17 protein-coding genes and 1 tRNA gene are annotated in these 18231 nt (G+C 63.5%); 6 read left to right on the forward strand and 12 right to left on the reverse strand.

Features of this window, described 5'->3' with window-relative positions:
- Window positions 1-261 precede the first annotated feature (261 nt).
- The 4 genes from AC1RMD_RS08260 to AC1RMD_RS08275 all read right to left on the reverse strand — a co-directional run bounded on the left by AC1RMD_RS08260 (window position 262) and on the right by AC1RMD_RS08275 (window position 2390).
- Window positions 262-336 (reverse strand) — tRNA-Val (locus AC1RMD_RS08260).
- A gap of 71 nt (window positions 337-407) precedes the next feature.
- Window positions 408-1124 (reverse strand): DNA polymerase III subunit epsilon, encoded by a 717-nt coding sequence (dnaQ, locus tag AC1RMD_RS08265; protein WP_492925465.1) that lies wholly within the window; start codon window positions 1122-1124, stop codon window positions 408-410.
- 53 nt (window positions 1125-1177) lie between these two features.
- Window positions 1178-1618: a ribonuclease HI gene (gene rnhA, locus AC1RMD_RS08270; protein ID WP_492925467.1), complete on the reverse strand. Its 441-nt coding sequence runs from the start codon at window positions 1616-1618 to the stop codon at window positions 1178-1180.
- Window positions 1611-2390, reverse strand: a complete 780-nt coding sequence (locus AC1RMD_RS08275) for a class I SAM-dependent methyltransferase (protein ID WP_492925469.1) — start codon at window positions 2388-2390, stop codon at window positions 1611-1613. The genes rnhA and AC1RMD_RS08275 overlap by 8 nt, the downstream gene beginning before the upstream one ends.
- Before the next feature lie 21 nt (window positions 2391-2411).
- Between AC1RMD_RS08275 and gloB the strand changes: the two genes are divergently transcribed.
- Window positions 2412-3218, forward strand: coding sequence for a hydroxyacylglutathione hydrolase (gene gloB, locus AC1RMD_RS08280; protein WP_492925471.1), 807 nt, complete (start codon window positions 2412-2414; stop codon window positions 3216-3218).
- 33 nt (window positions 3219-3251) lie between these two features.
- Here gloB and aceB read toward each other — a convergent pair whose 3' ends face one another.
- Complete coding sequence (gene aceB, locus AC1RMD_RS08285) at window positions 3252-4850, reverse strand: malate synthase A (protein WP_492925473.1); 1599 nt, start codon at window positions 4848-4850, stop codon at window positions 3252-3254.
- Between the two features lie 200 nt (window positions 4851-5050).
- Here aceB and AC1RMD_RS08290 point away from each other — a divergent pair, with 200 nt between their 5' ends.
- Window positions 5051-5962, forward strand: a complete 912-nt coding sequence (locus AC1RMD_RS08290) for a LysR family transcriptional regulator (protein WP_492925475.1) — start codon at window positions 5051-5053, stop codon at window positions 5960-5962.
- An 87-nt stretch (window positions 5963-6049) separates the two neighbouring features.
- Here AC1RMD_RS08290 and AC1RMD_RS08295 read toward each other — a convergent pair whose 3' ends face one another.
- The 6 genes from AC1RMD_RS08295 to AC1RMD_RS08320 all read right to left on the reverse strand — a co-directional run bounded on the left by AC1RMD_RS08295 (window position 6050) and on the right by AC1RMD_RS08320 (window position 11020).
- The gene (locus AC1RMD_RS08295) at window positions 6050-6253 is read right to left on the reverse strand and encodes a cold-shock protein (protein ID WP_020703630.1); all 204 of its coding nucleotides are present in this window, start codon (window positions 6251-6253) and stop codon (window positions 6050-6052) included.
- A 285-nt stretch (window positions 6254-6538) separates the two neighbouring features.
- On the reverse strand, window positions 6539-6895 hold the full coding sequence (locus AC1RMD_RS08300; protein WP_492925478.1) for an Hpt domain-containing protein: 357 nt from the start codon (window positions 6893-6895) through the stop codon (window positions 6539-6541).
- 5 nt (window positions 6896-6900) lie between these two features.
- On the reverse strand, window positions 6901-7551 hold the full coding sequence (gene upp / locus AC1RMD_RS08305; RefSeq protein ID WP_332853601.1) for a uracil phosphoribosyltransferase: 651 nt from the start codon (window positions 7549-7551) through the stop codon (window positions 6901-6903).
- Window positions 7552-7589: 38 nt separating this feature from the next.
- Complete coding sequence (locus AC1RMD_RS08310; RefSeq protein WP_492925480.1) at window positions 7590-8171, reverse strand: TetR/AcrR family transcriptional regulator; 582 nt, start codon at window positions 8169-8171, stop codon at window positions 7590-7592.
- Between the two features lie 15 nt (window positions 8172-8186).
- Window positions 8187-9863 carry an isovaleryl-CoA dehydrogenase gene (locus AC1RMD_RS08315; RefSeq protein ID WP_492925482.1) on the reverse strand — a complete coding sequence of 559 codons (1677 nt, stop codon included), beginning with the start codon at window positions 9861-9863 and terminating at the stop codon, window positions 8187-8189.
- Window positions 9860-11020 carry an acyl-CoA dehydrogenase family protein gene (locus tag AC1RMD_RS08320; RefSeq protein WP_492925484.1) on the reverse strand — a complete coding sequence of 387 codons (1161 nt, stop codon included), beginning with the start codon at window positions 11018-11020 and terminating at the stop codon, window positions 9860-9862. The genes AC1RMD_RS08315 and AC1RMD_RS08320 overlap by 4 nt, the downstream gene beginning before the upstream one ends.
- A gap of 109 nt (window positions 11021-11129) precedes the next feature.
- On the opposite strand from AC1RMD_RS08320, the gene AC1RMD_RS08325 reads away from it, so the two are divergent.
- The 4 genes from AC1RMD_RS08325 to AC1RMD_RS08340 all read left to right on the forward strand — a co-directional run bounded on the left by AC1RMD_RS08325 (window position 11130) and on the right by AC1RMD_RS08340 (window position 17077).
- On the forward strand, window positions 11130-12332 hold the full coding sequence (locus AC1RMD_RS08325) for an acetyl-CoA C-acetyltransferase (RefSeq protein ID WP_492925486.1): 1203 nt from the start codon (window positions 11130-11132) through the stop codon (window positions 12330-12332).
- Between the two features lie 17 nt (window positions 12333-12349).
- Window positions 12350-13651, forward strand: coding sequence for an enoyl-CoA hydratase-related protein (locus tag AC1RMD_RS08330; protein WP_492925488.1), 1302 nt, complete (start codon window positions 12350-12352; stop codon window positions 13649-13651).
- Between the two features lie 259 nt (window positions 13652-13910).
- A complete protein-coding gene (locus tag AC1RMD_RS08335; protein ID WP_492925490.1) occupies window positions 13911-15584 on the forward strand; it encodes a putative bifunctional diguanylate cyclase/phosphodiesterase in 1674 nt (557 codons plus the stop codon).
- On the forward strand, window positions 15581-17077 hold the full coding sequence (locus tag AC1RMD_RS08340) for an HDOD domain-containing protein (RefSeq protein WP_492925492.1): 1497 nt from the start codon (window positions 15581-15583) through the stop codon (window positions 17075-17077). The genes AC1RMD_RS08335 and AC1RMD_RS08340 overlap by 4 nt, the downstream gene beginning before the upstream one ends.
- Before the next feature lies 1 nt (window position 17078).
- Here AC1RMD_RS08340 and AC1RMD_RS08345 read toward each other — a convergent pair whose 3' ends face one another.
- Window positions 17079-18230 (reverse strand): MFS transporter, encoded by a 1152-nt coding sequence (locus tag AC1RMD_RS08345; RefSeq protein ID WP_492925494.1) that lies wholly within the window; start codon window positions 18228-18230, stop codon window positions 17079-17081.
- Window position 18231 lies beyond the last annotated feature (1 nt).

The raw sequence follows: 18231 nt of genomic DNA on the forward strand, positions 1-18231 counted from the left end.
ATCTCATGTCCCCACGTGGAATGAAACAAGTGTACCGCCGATTTGTGTCGGACAGAGCCATCGTTGCAGCACACCAACACTAACCCTGAAAAGCATAACTCGACGCTGGCACATTCGCGAGCAGATCCCATTGAGAGCGACCGCCAGGCGGTCGGGAGTCTCCAGAAACACCGTCCGAGGCTGCCTGCGCTCGGGAACCATACCATAAGAAAAAAGGCCCGCGTCAGATTGACGCAGGCCTTTGATTTTCTTGATGAATTCTGGTGGGAAGTGCAAGTTTCGAACTTGCGACCCCTGCAGTGTGAATGCAGTGCTCTACCCCTGAGCTAACCTCCCGAAGCGGGGCGAATTATCGCACACAACCTGCCCGCAGGGGAAGGCCAACGGCGAAAATTCTATCGATCTTTTTACGCGGCGGCCGGCGGCGCGGTCGTCGCGGTCCAGATGCACTGGCCTTTGACGGCCTTGTCCAGCCCCGCCAACGTGGCCGCATGCGCCGCCAGCTCGTCGTCCGAGGCCGGCAGGAAGATGATATCGGCCAGCGGCACCGGCTCCAGCAGCTCGGCGCCGGCCACCACTTCCTCTTCCGCATCCATGCCCAGGCTGTTCTGCCCACGGGTCATCGACAGGTAGACGTCGGCCAGCAGTTCCGCATCGAGCAGCGCGCCGTGCAGCTTGCGGTGCGAGTTCGACACGCCATAGCGGTCGCACAGCGCGTCCAGCGAGTTGCGCTTGCCTGGATGGAGTTCCTTGGCCTGCACCAGCGTATCGATCACGCCGCCGATGTGGCTGGAAAAGTCCGGCAGGTTCAACAGCTTGAATTCGTGATTCAGGAAACCCAGATCGAACGGCGCATTGTGAATGATGACTTCGGCGCCCTGGATGTAGGTGCGCAGATCTTCAACAATCTGGTGGAATTTCGGCTTATCGCTCAGGAACTCCGTGGTCAGTCCGTGGACGTTCAACGCGCCCTCTTCCGACTCGCGTTCCGGATTGATGTAGACGTGGAAGTTATTCCCCGTCAGCATGCGGTTAAACAGCTCGACGCAACCGATCTCGATGACGCGGTTGCCCAGCTTGGGGTTGATACCGGTGGTTTCGGTATCGAGTACGATTTGGCGCATAGTGTTCTGTGGTGGCTACAACTGGACGGAAGAGTATAACAGGCCGACGCAGCTCAACGGCCGCGTGCCAGTTCGACGCCGCGATTGGCCAGCATGTCGGCGCGCTCGTTGCCCGGATGGCCGTTGTGGCCGCGCACCCAGCGCCATTCGACGGTGTGCATGGCCTGCGCGGCGTCCAGCGCGCGCCACAGGTCCTCGTTCTTGACCGGCTCCTTGGCGGCGGTCTTCCAGCCGCGCGCCTTCCAGCCGTGTATCCATTCGCTGATGCCTTTTTGCACATACTGGCTGTCGGTGTGCAGCGTCACCATGCACGGACGCTTGAGCACGTTGAGCGCTTCGATCACCGCCTGCAATTCCATGCGATTGTTGGTGGTGTCGCGGGTGCCGCCGCAAATTTCCTTCTCGGCGCCCTCGGCCACCAGGAACGCGCCCCAACCGCCGAGGCCGGGATTACCCTTGCATGCGCCGTCCGTAAAAATCTCTACCTTATCCATCCTGCTGTTCCCGCCTTTTATTTGTTGCCGGCACGACCGCGGGGGCCGACGCCGTTTTTTTGGTCCAAGCCGGACCGATCAAATGCATGCCTTTCACGCGCTTGATCGCCTGCACGATATAGACGCCGCCCAAGTACGGCCACCAGCGCGGCCCGGCATTATCCATGAATGCGTAGCGATGCAGCCACTTTTCTGTGCGGCAGGCCGGCGCATAGCAGCCGAAGTGACTCTGGCTGGCGCCCATATTCAATAATTTTAACCAGTCTTTCATGCGCGGCATAGAGATCAACTCCTCCGTGCGCGGTAGAAAGGAAGTGCCGCCGACACGCCGCAACACGTGGCGCGCGCCCCACAGGCTGGCCGGATTGAAGCCGCAGATGATGACCTGCCCTTCCGGGATCAGCACCCGCTCGACCTCGCGCAACACCTGGTGCGGATCGGTGGAAAATTCCAGCACATGCGGCAGCACCACCAGGTCGATCGACTGCGAAGCGAACGGCAGCTCGGTGCAATCGAGCGTCACCGAAACCGGACGCAGCGCGGCATCGTTGACTGCGCGCACTTTGCGGTCGACCAGCAGCTTGTACGGCATGCGATTGGCGGCCAGTGCATCGATTTGAGGCATGCCGATCTGCACCGCGTTGTATCCGAAGATATCAGCTGTTAAATTATCGAGACAGGTTTGTTCCCACTCACGCAAGTACACACCGGCGGGCGTTTGCAGCCAGCCTTCCAGCGCTATAATGGATTTCTCAGATCCTGCCTTGTCCATGCCTAGCCTTTTTGCGATCCAATGACCAATTCATCTACTCAAGCACTCAGTGTTCTGACGGTTCCCGCTTTCCACGACAACTACCTGTGGCTGATCCATGACGGCGTCCACGCCGTCGCAGTCGACCCCGGCGACGCCAAGCCCATCCGGGCAGCGCTCGCAGCAAACGGACTCAAGCTCACCGCCATTCTACTCACCCATCACCATGCTGACCATATTGGCGGCGTCCCTGAATTATTACAGCATTATCAGGTTCCCGTTTTTGGTCCGCGCAACGAGACCATTGCCGCGGTCACTTTACCGGTCGGCGAAGGCAAGGTGTTCGACGTGCCCGGCCTGCCGCTGCGGCTGTCGGTGCTCGACGTGCCCGGCCACACCATGGGCCACATCGCCTACGTGCGCGAAGCATCCGACGACGCGCCGACCTGGCTGTTCTGCGGCGACACATTGTTTGCCGGCGGCTGCGGCCGCCTGTTCGAAGGCACGCCGGCCCAGATGATCAGCTCACTGGGCAAACTGGCCGCACTGCCAGATGATACCAAGGTCTACTGTGCCCACGAATATACGCTATCCAACCTGCGCTTCGCGCGCGTGGTGGAGCCGGACAATGTGGCCCTGCAGGAACGGGTCAAAGTGGAGACCGACAAGCGCGAGCACAACCTGCCGACGGTCCCGAGCACGATAGGCGTGGAAAAGGCGACCAATCCCTTCCTGCGCTACCGCGAACCTGCGATCGCCGAACAGTTGGTGCAGGCCGGACGGCTGGACCGCATCGATACGCCGCTGGCCACCTTCACCGCGCTGCGTTTGTGGAAAAATGACTTCTAATTGAAAACGGCCCTTGCGGGCCGTTGGTTTTTTTTAGATCTCTTCGTACAGTGGCAGCGTCAGGAACTCTGCGAACTCGGACGAGGTCGACATCTCTTCAAAGATGTGACCGGCGCGCACATAGGTTGGACCGTCGCCGCCCGGCGCATCGCGCTGCACCTTGACCAGCTCTTCCTTGATCATCGCGCGCACCATGTCGGCGCTGACTTTGCGGCCGTCTTCCAGCACGCCCTTGTCCGAACGAATCCACTGCCACACTTGCGAACGGCTGATTTCCGCCGTGGCCGCATCTTCCATCAGATTGTGGATAGGCACGCAACCGTTACCGGCCAGCCAGCTGCCCAGGTAGTGGATGCCGACGTTGATGTTGTAACGCAGGCCGGCTTCGGTGATCGGCGCTTCCGGCTTGAAGTCCAGCAGCTGCGCGGCGGTCACGTCGATGTCCGGACGTTGCTTGTCGATCTGGTTAGGCTTGTCGCCCAGTACTTTGGTGAACTCGGTCATCGCCAGTTCCACCAAGCCCGGGTGGGCAACCCAGCCGCCGTCGTAGCCGTCGGTGGCGTCGCGCGCCTTGTCGTTGCGCACGCCGCCCATGGCGACTTCGTTTTTCTCCGGATCGTTCTTGATCGGAATCAGCGCGGCCATGCCGCCGATCGCCGGCGCGTTGCGCTTGTGGCAGGTCTTCAACAGCAGCAAGGCGTAGGCGCGCATGAACGGCGCGGTCATCGTGACCTTGGCGCGGTCGGCCAGGCAGAAATCCTTGTCCAGCTTGAACTTCTTGATGCACGAGAAGATGTAGTCCCAACGGCCGGCGTTCAGGCCCGAGCTGTGTTCACGCAGTTCATACAGGATCTCGTCCATCTCGAAGGCGGCCAGGATGGTCTCGATCAGCACGGTGGCTTTGATCGTGCCCTGTGGCAGGCCCAGTTCGTTTTGCGTCATCACGAAGATGTCGTTCCACAGGCGCGCTTCCAGGTGCGATTCCATCTTCGGCAGGTAGAAGTAAGGACCGGCGCCGCGCGCCAGCTGCTCTTTGGCGTTGTGGAACATGAACAGCGCGAAGTCGAAGATGCCGCCGGAGATGCGCTTGCCGTCAACCAGCACATGCTTCTCGTCCAGGTGCCAGCCGCGCGGGCGCACCACCAGCGTGGCGATCTTGTCGTTGAGCTTGTAGGACTTGCCGTTCTGCTCCAGCGAAATGGTGCGGCGCACAGCGTCGAACATATTGATCTGGCCGGTGATCTGGTTGTCCCAGTTCGGCGTGTTCGAATCTTCGAAGTCGGTCATGTAGCTGTCGGCGCCCGAGTTGAAGGCGTTGATGACCATCTTGCGCTCGACCGGGCCGGTGATTTCCACACGGCGGCATTCCAGCGCCTTCGGAATCGGCGCGATCTTCCAGTCGCCGGCGCGGATGTGCGCGGTCTCGGCCAGGAAGTCGGGACGCTCGCCGGCGTCCAGGCGCTTGGCGCGCTCGACGCGCACGGCCAGCAATTGTTGACGGCGCGCTTCGAACTCGCGGGTCAGCTTGACCACCAGCGACAGTGCCTCGGTGGTCAGGATGTTTTCGTAGCCAGGCTTGATCTCGCCCGTGATTTCCATGCCTGCCGGCAGATTGATGGTGGACTGCGTCATGAGGTCTCTCCGAAAGAAAATATTAACTACAAGATCAAATTATAAGCACGGGCCTTCCTGTTGCACGCTGATTCTTTTAGTGTGCGGACTCGGTTACGCCTTGATATGTTTTACAGTATATTCACTAATAAGTTATGCAAACGAGACTAAAAATCACATCATCTATGCATTTTTATCACAAATGACGGGCTAAGCGTTCCATGGGTCAATTCAGACAGATTTCCACCTTCGTAGAAGTAGTTGCCAAGGGCAGCCTGTCGGCCGCCGCGCGGGCCGAGGGCATCGCGCCCGCCATGATAGGACGCCGCCTGGACGCGCTGGAAAGCCGTTTGGGTGTCAAACTTTTGCAACGCACCACGCGCAAACTGGCGCTGACCAATGAAGGCGCGGCCTTCCTGGAGGACTGCCAGCGCATCCTGGCCGAGTTGGAAGAGGCGGAAACCGCCGTCGCCGAACGTAGCGCGCACGCCACGGGCCACCTGATGATTTCGGCTCCGGCCGGTTTCGGACGCCAGCACGTGGCGCCGCTGATCCCCTCCTTCCTGGCAGAACATCGCGACGTCAGCGTCACGCTCAACATGAGCGACCGCGTGGTCGACATCGTCGGCGAAGGCATCGACGTCGCGATCCGCATCGCCAGCCTGTCCGATTCCAACCTGGTCAGCGTCAAGCTGGCCGACAACGAACGGGTGGTGGTGGCCGCGCCCTCCTACCTCAAGCGCCACGGCGAACCGAAAACGCTGGCCGACCTCTCCAAGCACAACTGCCTGGCGATCAGCAGCGAAGGCAGCCAGCGCGGCTGGACCTTCCGCGACAACGGCAAGAACGTGGTGATGAAGGTCGGCGGCAACATGGGCAGCAACGACGGCCAGGTGCTGCACGACTGGGCGCTGGCAGGCAAAGGCCTGGCGTGGCGCTCGATGTGGGAAGTGGGAAATGAGATCGAGGCGGGCAAACTGCAAACCGTGCTCAACGAGCACGCCGCGCCGGGCAACGACATTTATGCGGTGTTCGCGCAGCGCCGGCACTTGCCGCTGCGGATACGCGCCTTCGTGGACTTCCTGCGGCACACCTATGCGCAGCCGGATTACTGGCGCAAATCCTGGAAATAGTGATCGTTTTGACAGCCCGCACAAAAACGCGGGCGAAAAAAAATCCTCGGATACCGAGGATTTCTTTATTTCGTTAGATTCAGCGTATTAGATTGGCTGAATGTTCGAAGCTTGCTTGCCCTTAGGACCAGCGGTCACTTCAAAAGAAACGCGTTGGTTCTCTTGCAGCGACTTGAAGCCTGCGGACTGAATCGCCGAGAAGTGAGCGAACAGATCTTCGCCGCCTTCGTCAGGGGTGATAAAGCCGAAGCCCTTCGAATCATTGAACCATTTTACGATACCAGTTGCCATTACAATTCCTATTTCAGTTAAGTTGGGCTTGCGCCCGTGATATCGTTTGAGGCAAGAAAGAAATGACAGACTAACTGCACTACTCTTGAATCTAAACGATCCCGCATTATACCCATTTACGAGAGAAAAGCACGCCTTCGTGAAAATAAATGCAAAGCCATTCTTTTTTTGGTAGAAAACTGCCCAAAAGGATAACTTTCCAACGCTCAACACTCGTAAATCCGGGCGTATGTAACACTGTAGACAACTTAATAGTACGCGACTTGAGGTGGATCAAGCACACGCTTATTCGTAAGTTGTTGCTTGCGCGTCACGCGCGGCCCAAATCAACAGCTTTTCCACCTCCGGCGCCACAGCAGGCCAGCCGGTGCGCTCGACCAAAACGCCGCGCACCATGTGTTCGATGCGTCGCGCCTGCTGCCCAAACATGGCAAAACCAAAGGTCCCGGCCGATCCGGCCACGCCGTGCAGCAATTCGTGGAGCCGATGCAGGTGCGCATCCGGCGGCAACTCGCCACCGGACGCCTTGCAGACGGCGAGCGCGCCGCCGATCTGCTCCAAGGTCGCCGGCACGGTCGCGGCGAATTTTTCGCTCAGCGCCGCCAATCGGGCACGAAAGGCTGGATCTTCAGGCATCGCCATGATGACTACTTGGTGCCGAAGATGCGGTCGCCGGCATCGCCCAGGCCGGGGACGATGTACGCGTGGTCGTTCAGGTGCGAATCCAGCGAAGCGCAGTAGATCTTCACGCCGGGATGCGCGTTCTGGAACACCGTGATGCCCTCAGGCGCGGCCACCAGCGCCAGGAAGATGATCTGCTCGTCGGTCACGCCGCGCTTTTTCAACACGTCGACCGCGTGCACGGCCGAATTACCGGTCGCCACCATCGGGTCGCACAGGATGAAGGTACGTTCCACCGTGTCCGGCAGGCGCACCAGGTATTCCACCGGCTGGTGGGTTTCCGGATCGCGGAACACGCCGATGTGGCCGACGCGGGCCGACGGCACCAGGTCCAGCAGGCCGTCGCTCATGCCGATGCCGGCGCGCAGGATAGGAACGATGGCCAGCTTGCGTCCGGCGATGACCGGTGCATCGATGGTCATCAACGGGGTTTCGATGGTGCGGGTGGTCAGCGGCAGGTCGCGCGTGATCTCGTAACCCATCAGCAGCGTGATTTCCTTGAGCAGGTCGCGGAAGGTACGGGTCGACGTATCCTTGGCGCGCATGTGGCTCAGTTTATGTTGGATCAGCGGATGGTCGGTGATGAACAGATTAGGAAAACGCGGATCTTGTTTCATTGTTTGCTCTTTTCAGTCGGTATGTGCCGGTTATTATACTAGCCCTCCGGTCCCAGAAACATGGCGACCGCCTCCTCTGCTATCTGGTCCAGGTTCGATCCCTGGCCCGGCTTGTACCACAGCACGCTGTAGTTAATGGCGCCCATCAGCAGCAGGCGGGCAACCGCGCTGTCGCTGCGCAGCAGGCCGGCGGCGGACAATTCGTTCACCACGTCCTGCCATAGTTGATCGTAGCGGTCGCGCAGCACTTGCACGCGCTCACGCAGCTCAGGCGTCAGGCGGCGCCAGTCGTACAGCAGCACCGGAATGAAGTCGTGGCCTTCTCCCAGCACGATCTCCAGGTGCGCGCGCACCAGCGCCTGGAACTTGGCGCGCGGCGGCAGTTCGCCGGCGGCGATCTGCTCGGCGGCCGGCAGCCCCGCCACCAGGCCCTCCTCCATCACGGCGGCCAGGATCTCCTGCTTGCTCTTGAAGTGATAGAACGGACTGCCGGAGCGCATGCCGACCGCATCGGCGATGTCGCGCGTGGTGGTGCCGTCGAAGCCGCGCTCGCGGAACAGACGTGCGGCCACGCGCACCAGATCGGCGCGGCGGTTGTCGACAGGGGCTGTATTCGTCATAACTATTTATCCAATTTATTCAACAAGTGCCCGCGCCAGGATCGCGGCGCAATCGACGCCCGCCGGCAGGCGTCCGAACGCGCCGCCCGGCTCGCGCGCCAGCCGCGATGCGACAAACGCCGATGAAACATAAGCCGGCGCATGCCGCAGCAACAGGCCGGCCTGCACCGCCAGCACGACACGCTCGGCCAGCACGCGGGCGCCGAATTCGTCGGACTGCGGCTGATCCAGGTCGGCCAGCAAGGCCTGCGTGTAGCGGACGTAGTCGCCATCGGAGTCACCGGCCAACGCCAGCTCGGCCGCCAACGCTGCGCGCGCGGCAGGAGTCTTGCCGAAGGCGCGCAGCAAGTCAAGGCACATGACGTTGCCGGAACCTTCCCAGATCGAATTGACCGGCAGTTCACGGTACAGGCGCGCCAGCGGGCCGTCTTCCACATAGCCGCTGCCGCCGATGACTTCCATCGCCTCCGCGCCGAAGGCCGGGCCGCGCTTGCAGATCCAGTATTTTCCGGCCGGCGTCAGGATGCGCGCCAGCAGCGCCTGAGCCGGATCGTCGCCCTCATCGAAGCAGCGCGCCAGCCGCATGCCGAAGACGGTCGCGGCCTCGGATTCCAGCGCCAGGTCGGCCAGCACGTTCTGCATCAAAGGCTGCTCGGACAGCGGCCGGCCGAACGCCGAACGTCCGCGCGCGTGATGCAGCGCATGCGTCAGCGCCGCGCGCATGGTGCCGGCGCTACCCAGCACGCAATCGAGACGCGTATGGCTGCCCATTTCCAAAATAGTCGGAATGCCGCGCCCCGGTTTGCCGATCAACCAGCCATACGCGCCGGTGAACTCCACTTCCGACGACGCATTCGAGCGGTTGCCCAGTTTGTCCTTCAGGCGCTGCACGCGGATCTGGTTGCGGCTGCCGTCCGGCAGGTAGCGCGGCAGGAAGAAGCACGACAAGCCCGCGCTGCCCGCGTCATCGGTCTGCGCCAGGATCAGGTGCGCATCGCTCTGCGGCGCCGAAAAGAACCATTTGTGGCCGACGATGCGGTACACCTCCTCGCCCTCGTCGCCGAACATCGCGCGCGCATCGGCCGGCAGCACCGGTTCGGCGCGGGTGGTGTTGGAGCGCACGTCGGAACCGCCCTGCTTCTCCGTCATGCCCATGCCGATGATGGCGCCGCGCTTTTGCTCCACCGGCAGCGAGCGCGGATCGTATTCCGTCGACAGGATTTTCGGCAGCCACTTGGCGGCGATCTTCGGCGCCTGCCTCAGCGCCGGCACCGAGGCATACGTCATCGTCACCGGGCATTGCGAGCCGTTCTCCAGTTGTCCGAACAGCATGTAGCGCGCCGCCCGCGCGACCTGTGCGCCAGAACCGCCCAGCCACGGCGACGAGTGCGCGCCGTTCTCGATCAACAAGGTCATCAAGCTATGCCAGGCCGGATGGAACTCCACCTCGTCCACGCGTTTGCCGCCGCGGTCGAAGTTATGCAGCTTGGGCGAGTGCAGATTGGCCAGCCGCGCCAGGTCGAGCACTTCGGCCCGGCCCAGTTGCGCGCCCAGCGCGTGCAGCGACTCGGCGGCGGCAGCGCCGCCCTCGCGCAGCAAGGCTTGCTGCAAGGCCGGATCGGCCGCATACAGGTTGACGTTTTCAAACGGCGCAACCGTATTGCGCACTTCATGCGTATCGAATGGATTCATTTCCTCTCCTTCTTGGGCAAGATGCCCATCTGCTTGGCGATGATGCCCAACATGACTTCATCGGCGCCGCCGGCGATGGACGTCAGGCGGCCATCGCGGAACATGCGCGCCACGCGGTTCTCCCAGCTGTAGCCCATGCCGCCCCAGAACTGCATGCACGCATCGGGCACGATGCGCAGCAGGCGTCCCGCCTTCAACTTGCACATCGAGGCCAGCTCCGTCACATCCTGCCCGCTAATATATAGCTGACCGGCGCGATAGGTCAGCGCGCGCAGGCTCTCCACTTCCGTTTTCAATTCCGCCAGCTTGAAATAGACATGCTGATTATCCAGTAGCCGGCCGCCGAACATCGCCCGCTCGCGCGCCCATTCCACCGTCAGGTCGATGCAGTTGGCCAGCGTCTGCACCGCGTTGGCGGCGGCCCACAGGCGCTCCTCCTGGAATTGCAGCATCTGGTAGACGAAGCCCTGCCCCTCCTCGCCGATGGCATGGCGCTGTGGCACGCGCACCTCGTCGAAGTAAATCAGGCCGGTGTCGGAGGCGTTCATGCCGATCTTGCGGATTTTCTTGCCCACCGAGACGCCCGGCGTATCCATCGGCACCATCACCAGCGTCTTGTTCTTGTGCGCAGGGCCGTCGGAGGTGTTGACCAGCACGCACATCCAGTCGGCCTGCAAGCTGTTGGTGATCCACATCTTGCTGCCGTTGATGATGTAGTCGCCGCCGTCCTTGCGAGCGTGGGTCTTGATGGCCGCCACGTCCGATCCCGCATGCGCTTCCGACACGCCGACGCAGCCCACCATCTCGCCGCTGATGGCCGGCGCCAGGAATTCGCGGCACAAGGCATCCGAGCCGAAACGCGCCAGGGCCGGCGTGCACATATCGGTCTGGACGCCGATCGCCATCGGAATCCCGCCGCAGTCGACGTGGCCCAGCGTCTCGGCCATCGCCATCGAGTACGAATAGTCGAGGCCCAGGCCGCCGTACTCGACCGGCTTGGTCAGGCCCAGCAAACCGAGCTCGCCCATTTTCCGGAACAGCGCGTGCGCCGGAAATATGCCAGCCTCCTCCCACTCATCCACGTGCGGATTGATTTCGCTGTCGATGAAGCGCTTCAGTGTGCGTTGCAATTCTTGATGTTCGTGGCTGTCAAACATGGTCTATCCCCTTATTATCAGGTCAGACTAGCGCAAATACCGGCACGAAGCAAGCAGTTGCTTTGTTGTCGTTTGCACTCTATGATAGTCGTCCAGATAAGGAGATTCCATGACCGAAGCCTATGTGTACGAGGCCATCCGCACCCCGCGCGGCAAGGGCAAGAAGGATGGCAGTTTGCACAGCGTGAAGCCGATCACGCTGCTGTCCGGCCTGATGCGCGAGCTGCAATCGCGCCACAAACTCGACACCGCGCTGATCGACGACGTGGTGCTCGGCTGCGTCACGCCGGTCGGCGACCAGGGCGCCGACATCGCCAAGATCGCCGCACTGGCGGCCGGATGGGACTGGAAAGTGGCGGGCGTACAGCTAAACCGCTTCTGCGCCTCGGGCCTGGAAGCGGTCAACCTGGCGGCGCAGAAAGTGCGCTCCGGCTGGGAAGACCTGGTGGTGGCCGGCGGCGTCGAGTCGATGTCGCGCGTGGCCATGGGCTCTGACGGCGGCGCCTGGGCGCTGGACCCGGAAACCAGCCTCAACACCGACTTCCTGCCGCAAGGCATAGGCGCCGACCTGATCGCCATGCTGGACGGCTATACCCGCGAGCAGGTCGATGCCTACGCCATGCGCTCGCAGCAAAAGGCCGCCGCCGCGCGCGCCGCCGGCCGCTTCCGCTCGGTGGTGCCGGTGCTCGACCAGAACGGCGTGCTGATCCTGGCAGAAGACGAATTCATCAAGCCCAACACCACCATCGAAACGCTGAGCGGCCTGAAGCCCTCGTTCGAGGCGGCAGGCAGGATGGGCTTCGACAGCGTGGCCCTGCGCAAGTATCCGCAGTTGGCGCGGGTCGACCATATCCACACGGCCGGCAATTCGTCCGGCATCGTCGACGGCGCCGCGCTCGCGCTGATCGGCAGCAAGGCCGCCGGCAACCGGCTCGGCCTGAAGCCGCGCGCGCGCGTGCTGGCCACCGCCGTCACCGGCACCGATCCGACCATCATGCTGACCGGCCCGGCGCCGGCGGCCCGCAAGGCGCTGCTCAAAGCCGGGCTGGAGATCGGCGACATCGACCTGTTCGAAGTCAACGAAGCGTTCGCCTCGGTGGTCATGCGCTTCATGACGGAACTGGGCGTGCCGGAAGAAAAGGTCAACGTCAACGGCGGCGCCATCGCGCTCGGCCACCCGCTGGGCGCGACCGGCTGCATGCTGCTCGGCACCCTGCTGGACGAACTGGAAGCCCGCGAACTCAAGCGCGGCCTGATTACCCTGTGCGTCGGCGGCGGCATGGGCATCGCCACCATCATCGAACGCGTCTGAGCGGAACCAACATGATCATGATCACCACACATCAAAACGGCGGCGCCATCACCGTCATGCTGGCCGCGCGCGCCATCAATCCGCTGAGCCGCCTGTTCCAGCGCGAGCTGGCGGCGCTGATCGACAAGCTGGAAGCCAAGCGCGGCGAGCTGCACGGCGTCATCGTCGGCTTCCACGCCGACGCCGGCGATTCCGACCACGAAGTGGAACACCTGATGTCGCTGACAACGGCCCAGGCCGGCGATTGCATGCTGATGCTGGGCGCCTACAACGCCTTGCTGCGACGGCTGGAATGCCTGGGCATCCCGGTGATCGCCACGCTGGGCGGCAACGTCAGCGGCCATGCGCTGGGCTTGGCGCTGGCCTGCCATCACCGCATCAGCCTGCATGACGCCACCTTCAGCCTGCCGCAAGTGCACCTGGGCGTGGCGCCGGTGGCGGGCGAGATCGCCCGCAGCGTGCGCCTGGCCGGCTTGCAGGGCGCCATGCCGCTGCTGCTGGAAGGCGCGACCTTGACGGCCGACCAGGCGCTGCGCGCCGGCCTGCTGCACGCGGTGGCCGACAACGAGGAAGAAGTCGCCGAGCTGGTGCACGGCAGCATGGCGGCCGACGCGCCGGCCGTGCAGCCGTGGGACGTCAAGGGCTTTCGCCTGCCCAGCGGCGCCCTGACGTCCCCACCGGTGCAGACCCTGCTGCAGGTGGCGCCCGCCATGCTGCGCGAGCGCACCGGCGGCCACGCGCCGGCGCCGGAAGCCATCCTGTGCGCCATGGTCGAAGGCCTGCAAGTCGACTTCGACAGCGCGCAGCTGATCGAAAGCCGTTATTTCTGCCAGACGGCGATCAGCCCGGTGGCCCGCAACCTGATACGCCTGAGCCAAATCCGCGCCGACCTGGCGTCCGACGCGGCACTGGCATTGGCCGCCGCGCTGCAGCAGCGCTACGCTGAAGAGGTGCAAGCCTTGCGCGCCGAGTCGGTGCCGGAAGCGCTGCTGCGCAACGCGGTCCGCGCCGCCGGCCTGCCGCCGGCGCCGGACACGGAAGCCATCCCAACCCGGACCGAGGACGCAACGCCGGCGCCTGGCCTGGCCGAGATCCGCGACCGCCTGCTGTTCGCCCTGTCCGCCACTGCGCAGGATCAAGTCGGACGGGGCGTCGTCGGCAGCGACGAGGCCGACCTCATTTCCGTGCGCTTGCTCGGATTCCCGGCCCACACCGGCGGAGCGGTCCACTTGGTCCAGCATATCGGCCAGCTACACTATGCCAACCGTGCAGCCGAGCTCGGCCCTCGCTACGCCGGGCCGGCCGCCAAAAGCGCCTGAATCCCCCTCGCACGGCTGCCCGAAACAGCCGTGCCGTCCCCTGTGGCAACCCTATTTTTTAGCCTAACTCAATAGAAAACTGTAAAAGTAGCCCGGATGTTGTCATTTTTCATGTAATTCCACTCTCATCAGTGATACATTGCGTTCTGGTTTTGCAAGATTCGCGCAGCCACGTTACATGTATAAAATGAAAGATTAGATCCTCGCGATGTTTTCCAGTATCCCAGCCCCATCCCCGCGTCATGAATTGGATAACCTCATGGAAGAGGCGGGCGATGTTGTTTTCCGCCTGAATCAGCTGGGGCAGATACTGTTTGCCAGCAAGCGCGCGGTCACCCTGATCGCCAGCCAGACACCGTTGGCCGGCGACACCCTGCCCCGCCTGATGTCGGTGGACGAGCAGGCGCCGCTGGCCGCCCTGCTGGCCGACGTGGGCGCGTCGGGCCAGTCCCGTCTGCTGGAAGCCCGGATCAAGACACCGGACGCCGAGATCTGGCACGAATTGCGGGTCTCCTGCTACGCCAACCAGCACGGCGCCAGCGAACTGCTGGTGGTCGGCCGCGACATGACGGTGCAGCACGCCACCGAAGAACGCCTGCGCCACATGGCCACCCACGACGCCCTGACCGAACTGCCCAACCGCCTGCTGCTGTCGGACCGCATGCGCATGGTGATCGCCAACGCGCGCCGCTCCGGCCAAGGCTTCTCGGTCGCCACCATCGGCCTGGACGGCTTCAAGAAAGTCAACGACGGCCTCGGCCATCCGATCGGCGACGCCGTGCTGCGCACCGCCGCCGCCCGCCTGCGCAAGACCCTGCGCGACAGCGACACCCTGGCCCGCGTCGGCGGCGACGAGTTTGTCGCCGTGCTGCCCGGCACCGCCACCGAGGCCCAGATCAAGCTGGTCACCGGCCGCCTGATCGCCACCTTGCAGTCGCCGTTCGAAATCGACCACCACACGATCTACGTCGGCGCCTCGGTCGGCGTGGCGGTGTATCCGCAGCACGCCGAGGACGAGGTGCGGCTGGTCGCGCTGGCCGACGCCGCCATGTCGCGCGCCAAGGAAACCGGCAAGGCCCGTTGCGTGGTCTACAGCCAGTCCCAGTCCGGCCCGCCGGAGCACGATATTTCGCTGGAAGCTGCCATGTTCCAGGCCGTGCGCGAGGGCGAGTTCATGCTCTACTACCAGCCCATCGTCAACGCCCGCACGCGCGAGATCCAGGGCTTCGAGACGCTGATGCGCTGGAAGCATCCGACCCTGGGCATGGTGCCGCCGGCCCGCTTCATCCCGATCGCCGAGACCAACGGGCTCATCAATTTGCTGGGCGCCTGGGCCTTGAAAGCGGCCTGCGTACAGCTGAAACAGTTCGAAGAGGTGGCCAAGCGCAGCCTGTACATCTCTGTTAATATCAGCCCGCGGCAGTTCCGCAATGATAAATTTCTCGACGTGCTGGACGATGCGATCGCCTTCTCCGGCCTACTTGGTGAGCAATTGGTTTTAGAAATCACAGAAGGCACTTTGATGATCGACCCGGTGCATGCCGAGTCCATCCTGTCCAAGATGGCGGAGCGCAACGCCCGCATCGCGATTGACGATTTCGGCACCGGCTATTCCTCGCTGGCCTACCTGAAGCGCTTCCCGATTTCCGTACTGAAGATCGACCGCACCTTCATCCGCGACCTGCCCGGTTCGCAGAAGGACGGCGCCATCTGCAACGCCGTGCTCGACCTGGCCAAGCACCTCGACCTGTCGGTGGTGGCCGAGGGCGTGGAAACCGAAGGCCAGATGGAATACCTGGAACAGCGCGGCTGCCAGTACATCCAGGGCTACCTGACCGGCAAGCCGATGGCCGCCAACGTGGCCATGGCCGCGCTCAAGGAAAGCATCCACGTCAAAGTGGTGCCAGCCGAACTGCGCCAGGTGGCGCAATGACGGCGCGCTTCACCGCCAGCACCCCGCTGGGCGACGCCACGCTGGCGACGCTGTGGGATTGCACCCGCCGGCGCGGCGACATGCCGGGCTTCGCCAAGGCCATCACCGCCATCCTGGGCGCGATGCGCGGCGAGGACGAGCAGGAATTCAACATGACCCGCACCGTGCTGTCCGATCCGGTGCTGACGCAAAAGGTGCTGCGGCTGGCCAACAGCGGCATGTATTCGGCTTTCGGCCAACATGTCAACACCGTCTCCAAGGCGGTGCTGGTGCTGGGCACGGAGGCCATCGGCCACCTGGCGCTGGGCCTGAAGCTGATCGAGGAACTGGCCGCCGGCTCGCCCGACGCCACCATCGCCCACATCGAAATGGAAAAGGCCGTGCTGGCCGGGATCGTGGCGCAGCAGATCGCCTACACCGCCGAAAGCCGCCACGGCGAGGAAGCCGTGGTGTGCTCGATGCTGCACACGCTGGGCCGCATGATGATGACCTTCTACATGCCGGACCGCTGGAACGAGCTGCAGCACACCGCCGACCAGGAAGGCCGCAACATCGACGACATCGCGCCGGAGATGCTGGGCCTGACGATGGAAGAAATCGGCCACGCCGCCGCCCTGCACTGGGGCCTGCCCGGCACGCTGGTGAACGGCATGCGCAAGGTCGCGCCGCCGGCGCCGGGCGCCGAGGTGAGCACCTCGGACTGGATCGCCGGCCTGTCGACGATGTCGGCGCTGTGCGCGGAATCGCTGTGGCACGACGATCCGGACGGCGCCGCCGTGGTCAAGCAACTTACAGTGGCCTACTCCTCCATGCTGGGCGTGGAACCGGACAACCTGATGCACGCCATCGAGCAGGCCAAGGTGGTGGCGGCGGCCGACCTGACCATCGCGCCGCTGTCGCGCCCCGCCGAGCGCCGCGCCAAGGCGCTGGCCAAGACGCGCCAGCGCGCCGCCGGCAACAAGATCCTGCTCAGCGGCCTGGCCGACATGCGCGACATGCTGGAGACGGCCAACCCCGGCCAGATGGTGCAGATCGCGCTGGAGACCGTGTACAAAGGCCTGGACTTCTCGCGCGCGGTGGCGTTTGTGCGCAACCGCAGGGACAGCCAGTACACCGCCAAGATCAGCTTCGGCGAGGGCAGCAGGGAGCTGCTGCCGGCGCTGGCTTTCGACGACGCCTACGAGCCGAATGTCTTCCACGCCGCCCTGAACAGCGACCGCGTGATCTTCATCGAAAACGCCCGCGACGCCAAGTTCGCCGCCAAGCTGCCGTTATGGTGGAAGAGTTCCTTGTCCGAAGCGCGCAGCTTCGTGATCCTGCCGCTGTCGGCCAACGGCCAGCCGGCCGGCTTCCTGTATGGCGACTGGGACGATTCCTTCCCGCCTATCCAGCTGAGCCAGACCGAGTTCTCGCTGCTGAACGACATGCGCGCCCTGGTGGTCAAGGCGGTCGAGCGCCGCCACAAGCAGGAAGCCACCTCCACCCGGAGTTAGCTCAGTATGTATCGCGCTGCTGCCAGCGGTAGGACAGCACGGCAGCCAGCGCGGAACACAGCACCAGCACCGCCGCCACGTAGTACACCGACTCCGGCCCCGCCCGCTCCCACCATTGCGCCAGGAACAGCCCGCCCAGCGAGCCGCCGACGCCGTACGAAATGCTCATGTACAGCGCCTGGCCGCGCGCCTGCAAGGGCCCGGAGAACCAGCGCTGCAAAGTCATCACGCACGCCGAGTGATGCAGCGCGAACGTGGCCGCATGCAGCACCTGCGCCACGATCAGCAACCACAGCACGTGCGGGCCGAAGCCGATCATCAGGAAGCGCACCAGCGCCGCCGCCAGCGTCACATACATCATGACCTTGGCGCCCCAGCGCCTGAACAGCGGCGCCTGGAAGTAGAACAGCAGCACCTCGGCCAGCACCCCCAGCGACCACATGGCGCCAATCACGGTCTTGCTGTAGCCGCTGCGTTCCAGGTAGAGCGAATAGAAGGTGTACAGCGAGGTGTGGGCCGCCACCATCAGCGCGGTCGACGAGAAGAAGGCGATCACCTCGCGCCGGCGCAGCAGCGACATCAACGGCGGCGGCGCCACCTTGTGCACCCGGCGCGGCACGTCCTGCAGGCGGAACGCGGCGGCGATGGTCAGCATCAGCAGCACCGCGGCCACCCACGGCAGCGCGACGATGCCGTAGTGTTCCAGCGCGTAGGCGGCCAGCGTCACCGAGACGATGAAGCCGATCGAACCCCACATGCGGATGCGGCCATAGAAGGTCAGGTCGCCGCGCATCTCGGACAGCATCAGCGCTTCGCAGATCGGCGCCTGGCCGCTGGTGAACAGGTTCAGCACGATCATCGCCAGCATGAAGTGGGCGAAGGTGCTGCCGAAGAAGAAGCCGGAGAATCCCACCAGCGCGGCAAAGCCGGCCATGCGCAGCACCTGCACGCGGCGGTCGTAATGGTCGGCGACGTAGCCCCAGACGTTGGGGCCGACGATGCGCAGCACCTGCGTCATCGACATCAACACGCCGATCTGCGCCACCGTCATGCCTTTATCGGCAAAGAACAGCGTGGCGTAAGTGGTCCAGGTTCCCGCGTGCGCGTAGTAGCAAAACAGGAATAAGGCGAAGCTGAGGGCTTGTGCCGGCACC

It is taken from the genome of Duganella sp. GW822-FHT06D06, from assembly GCF_058799615.1.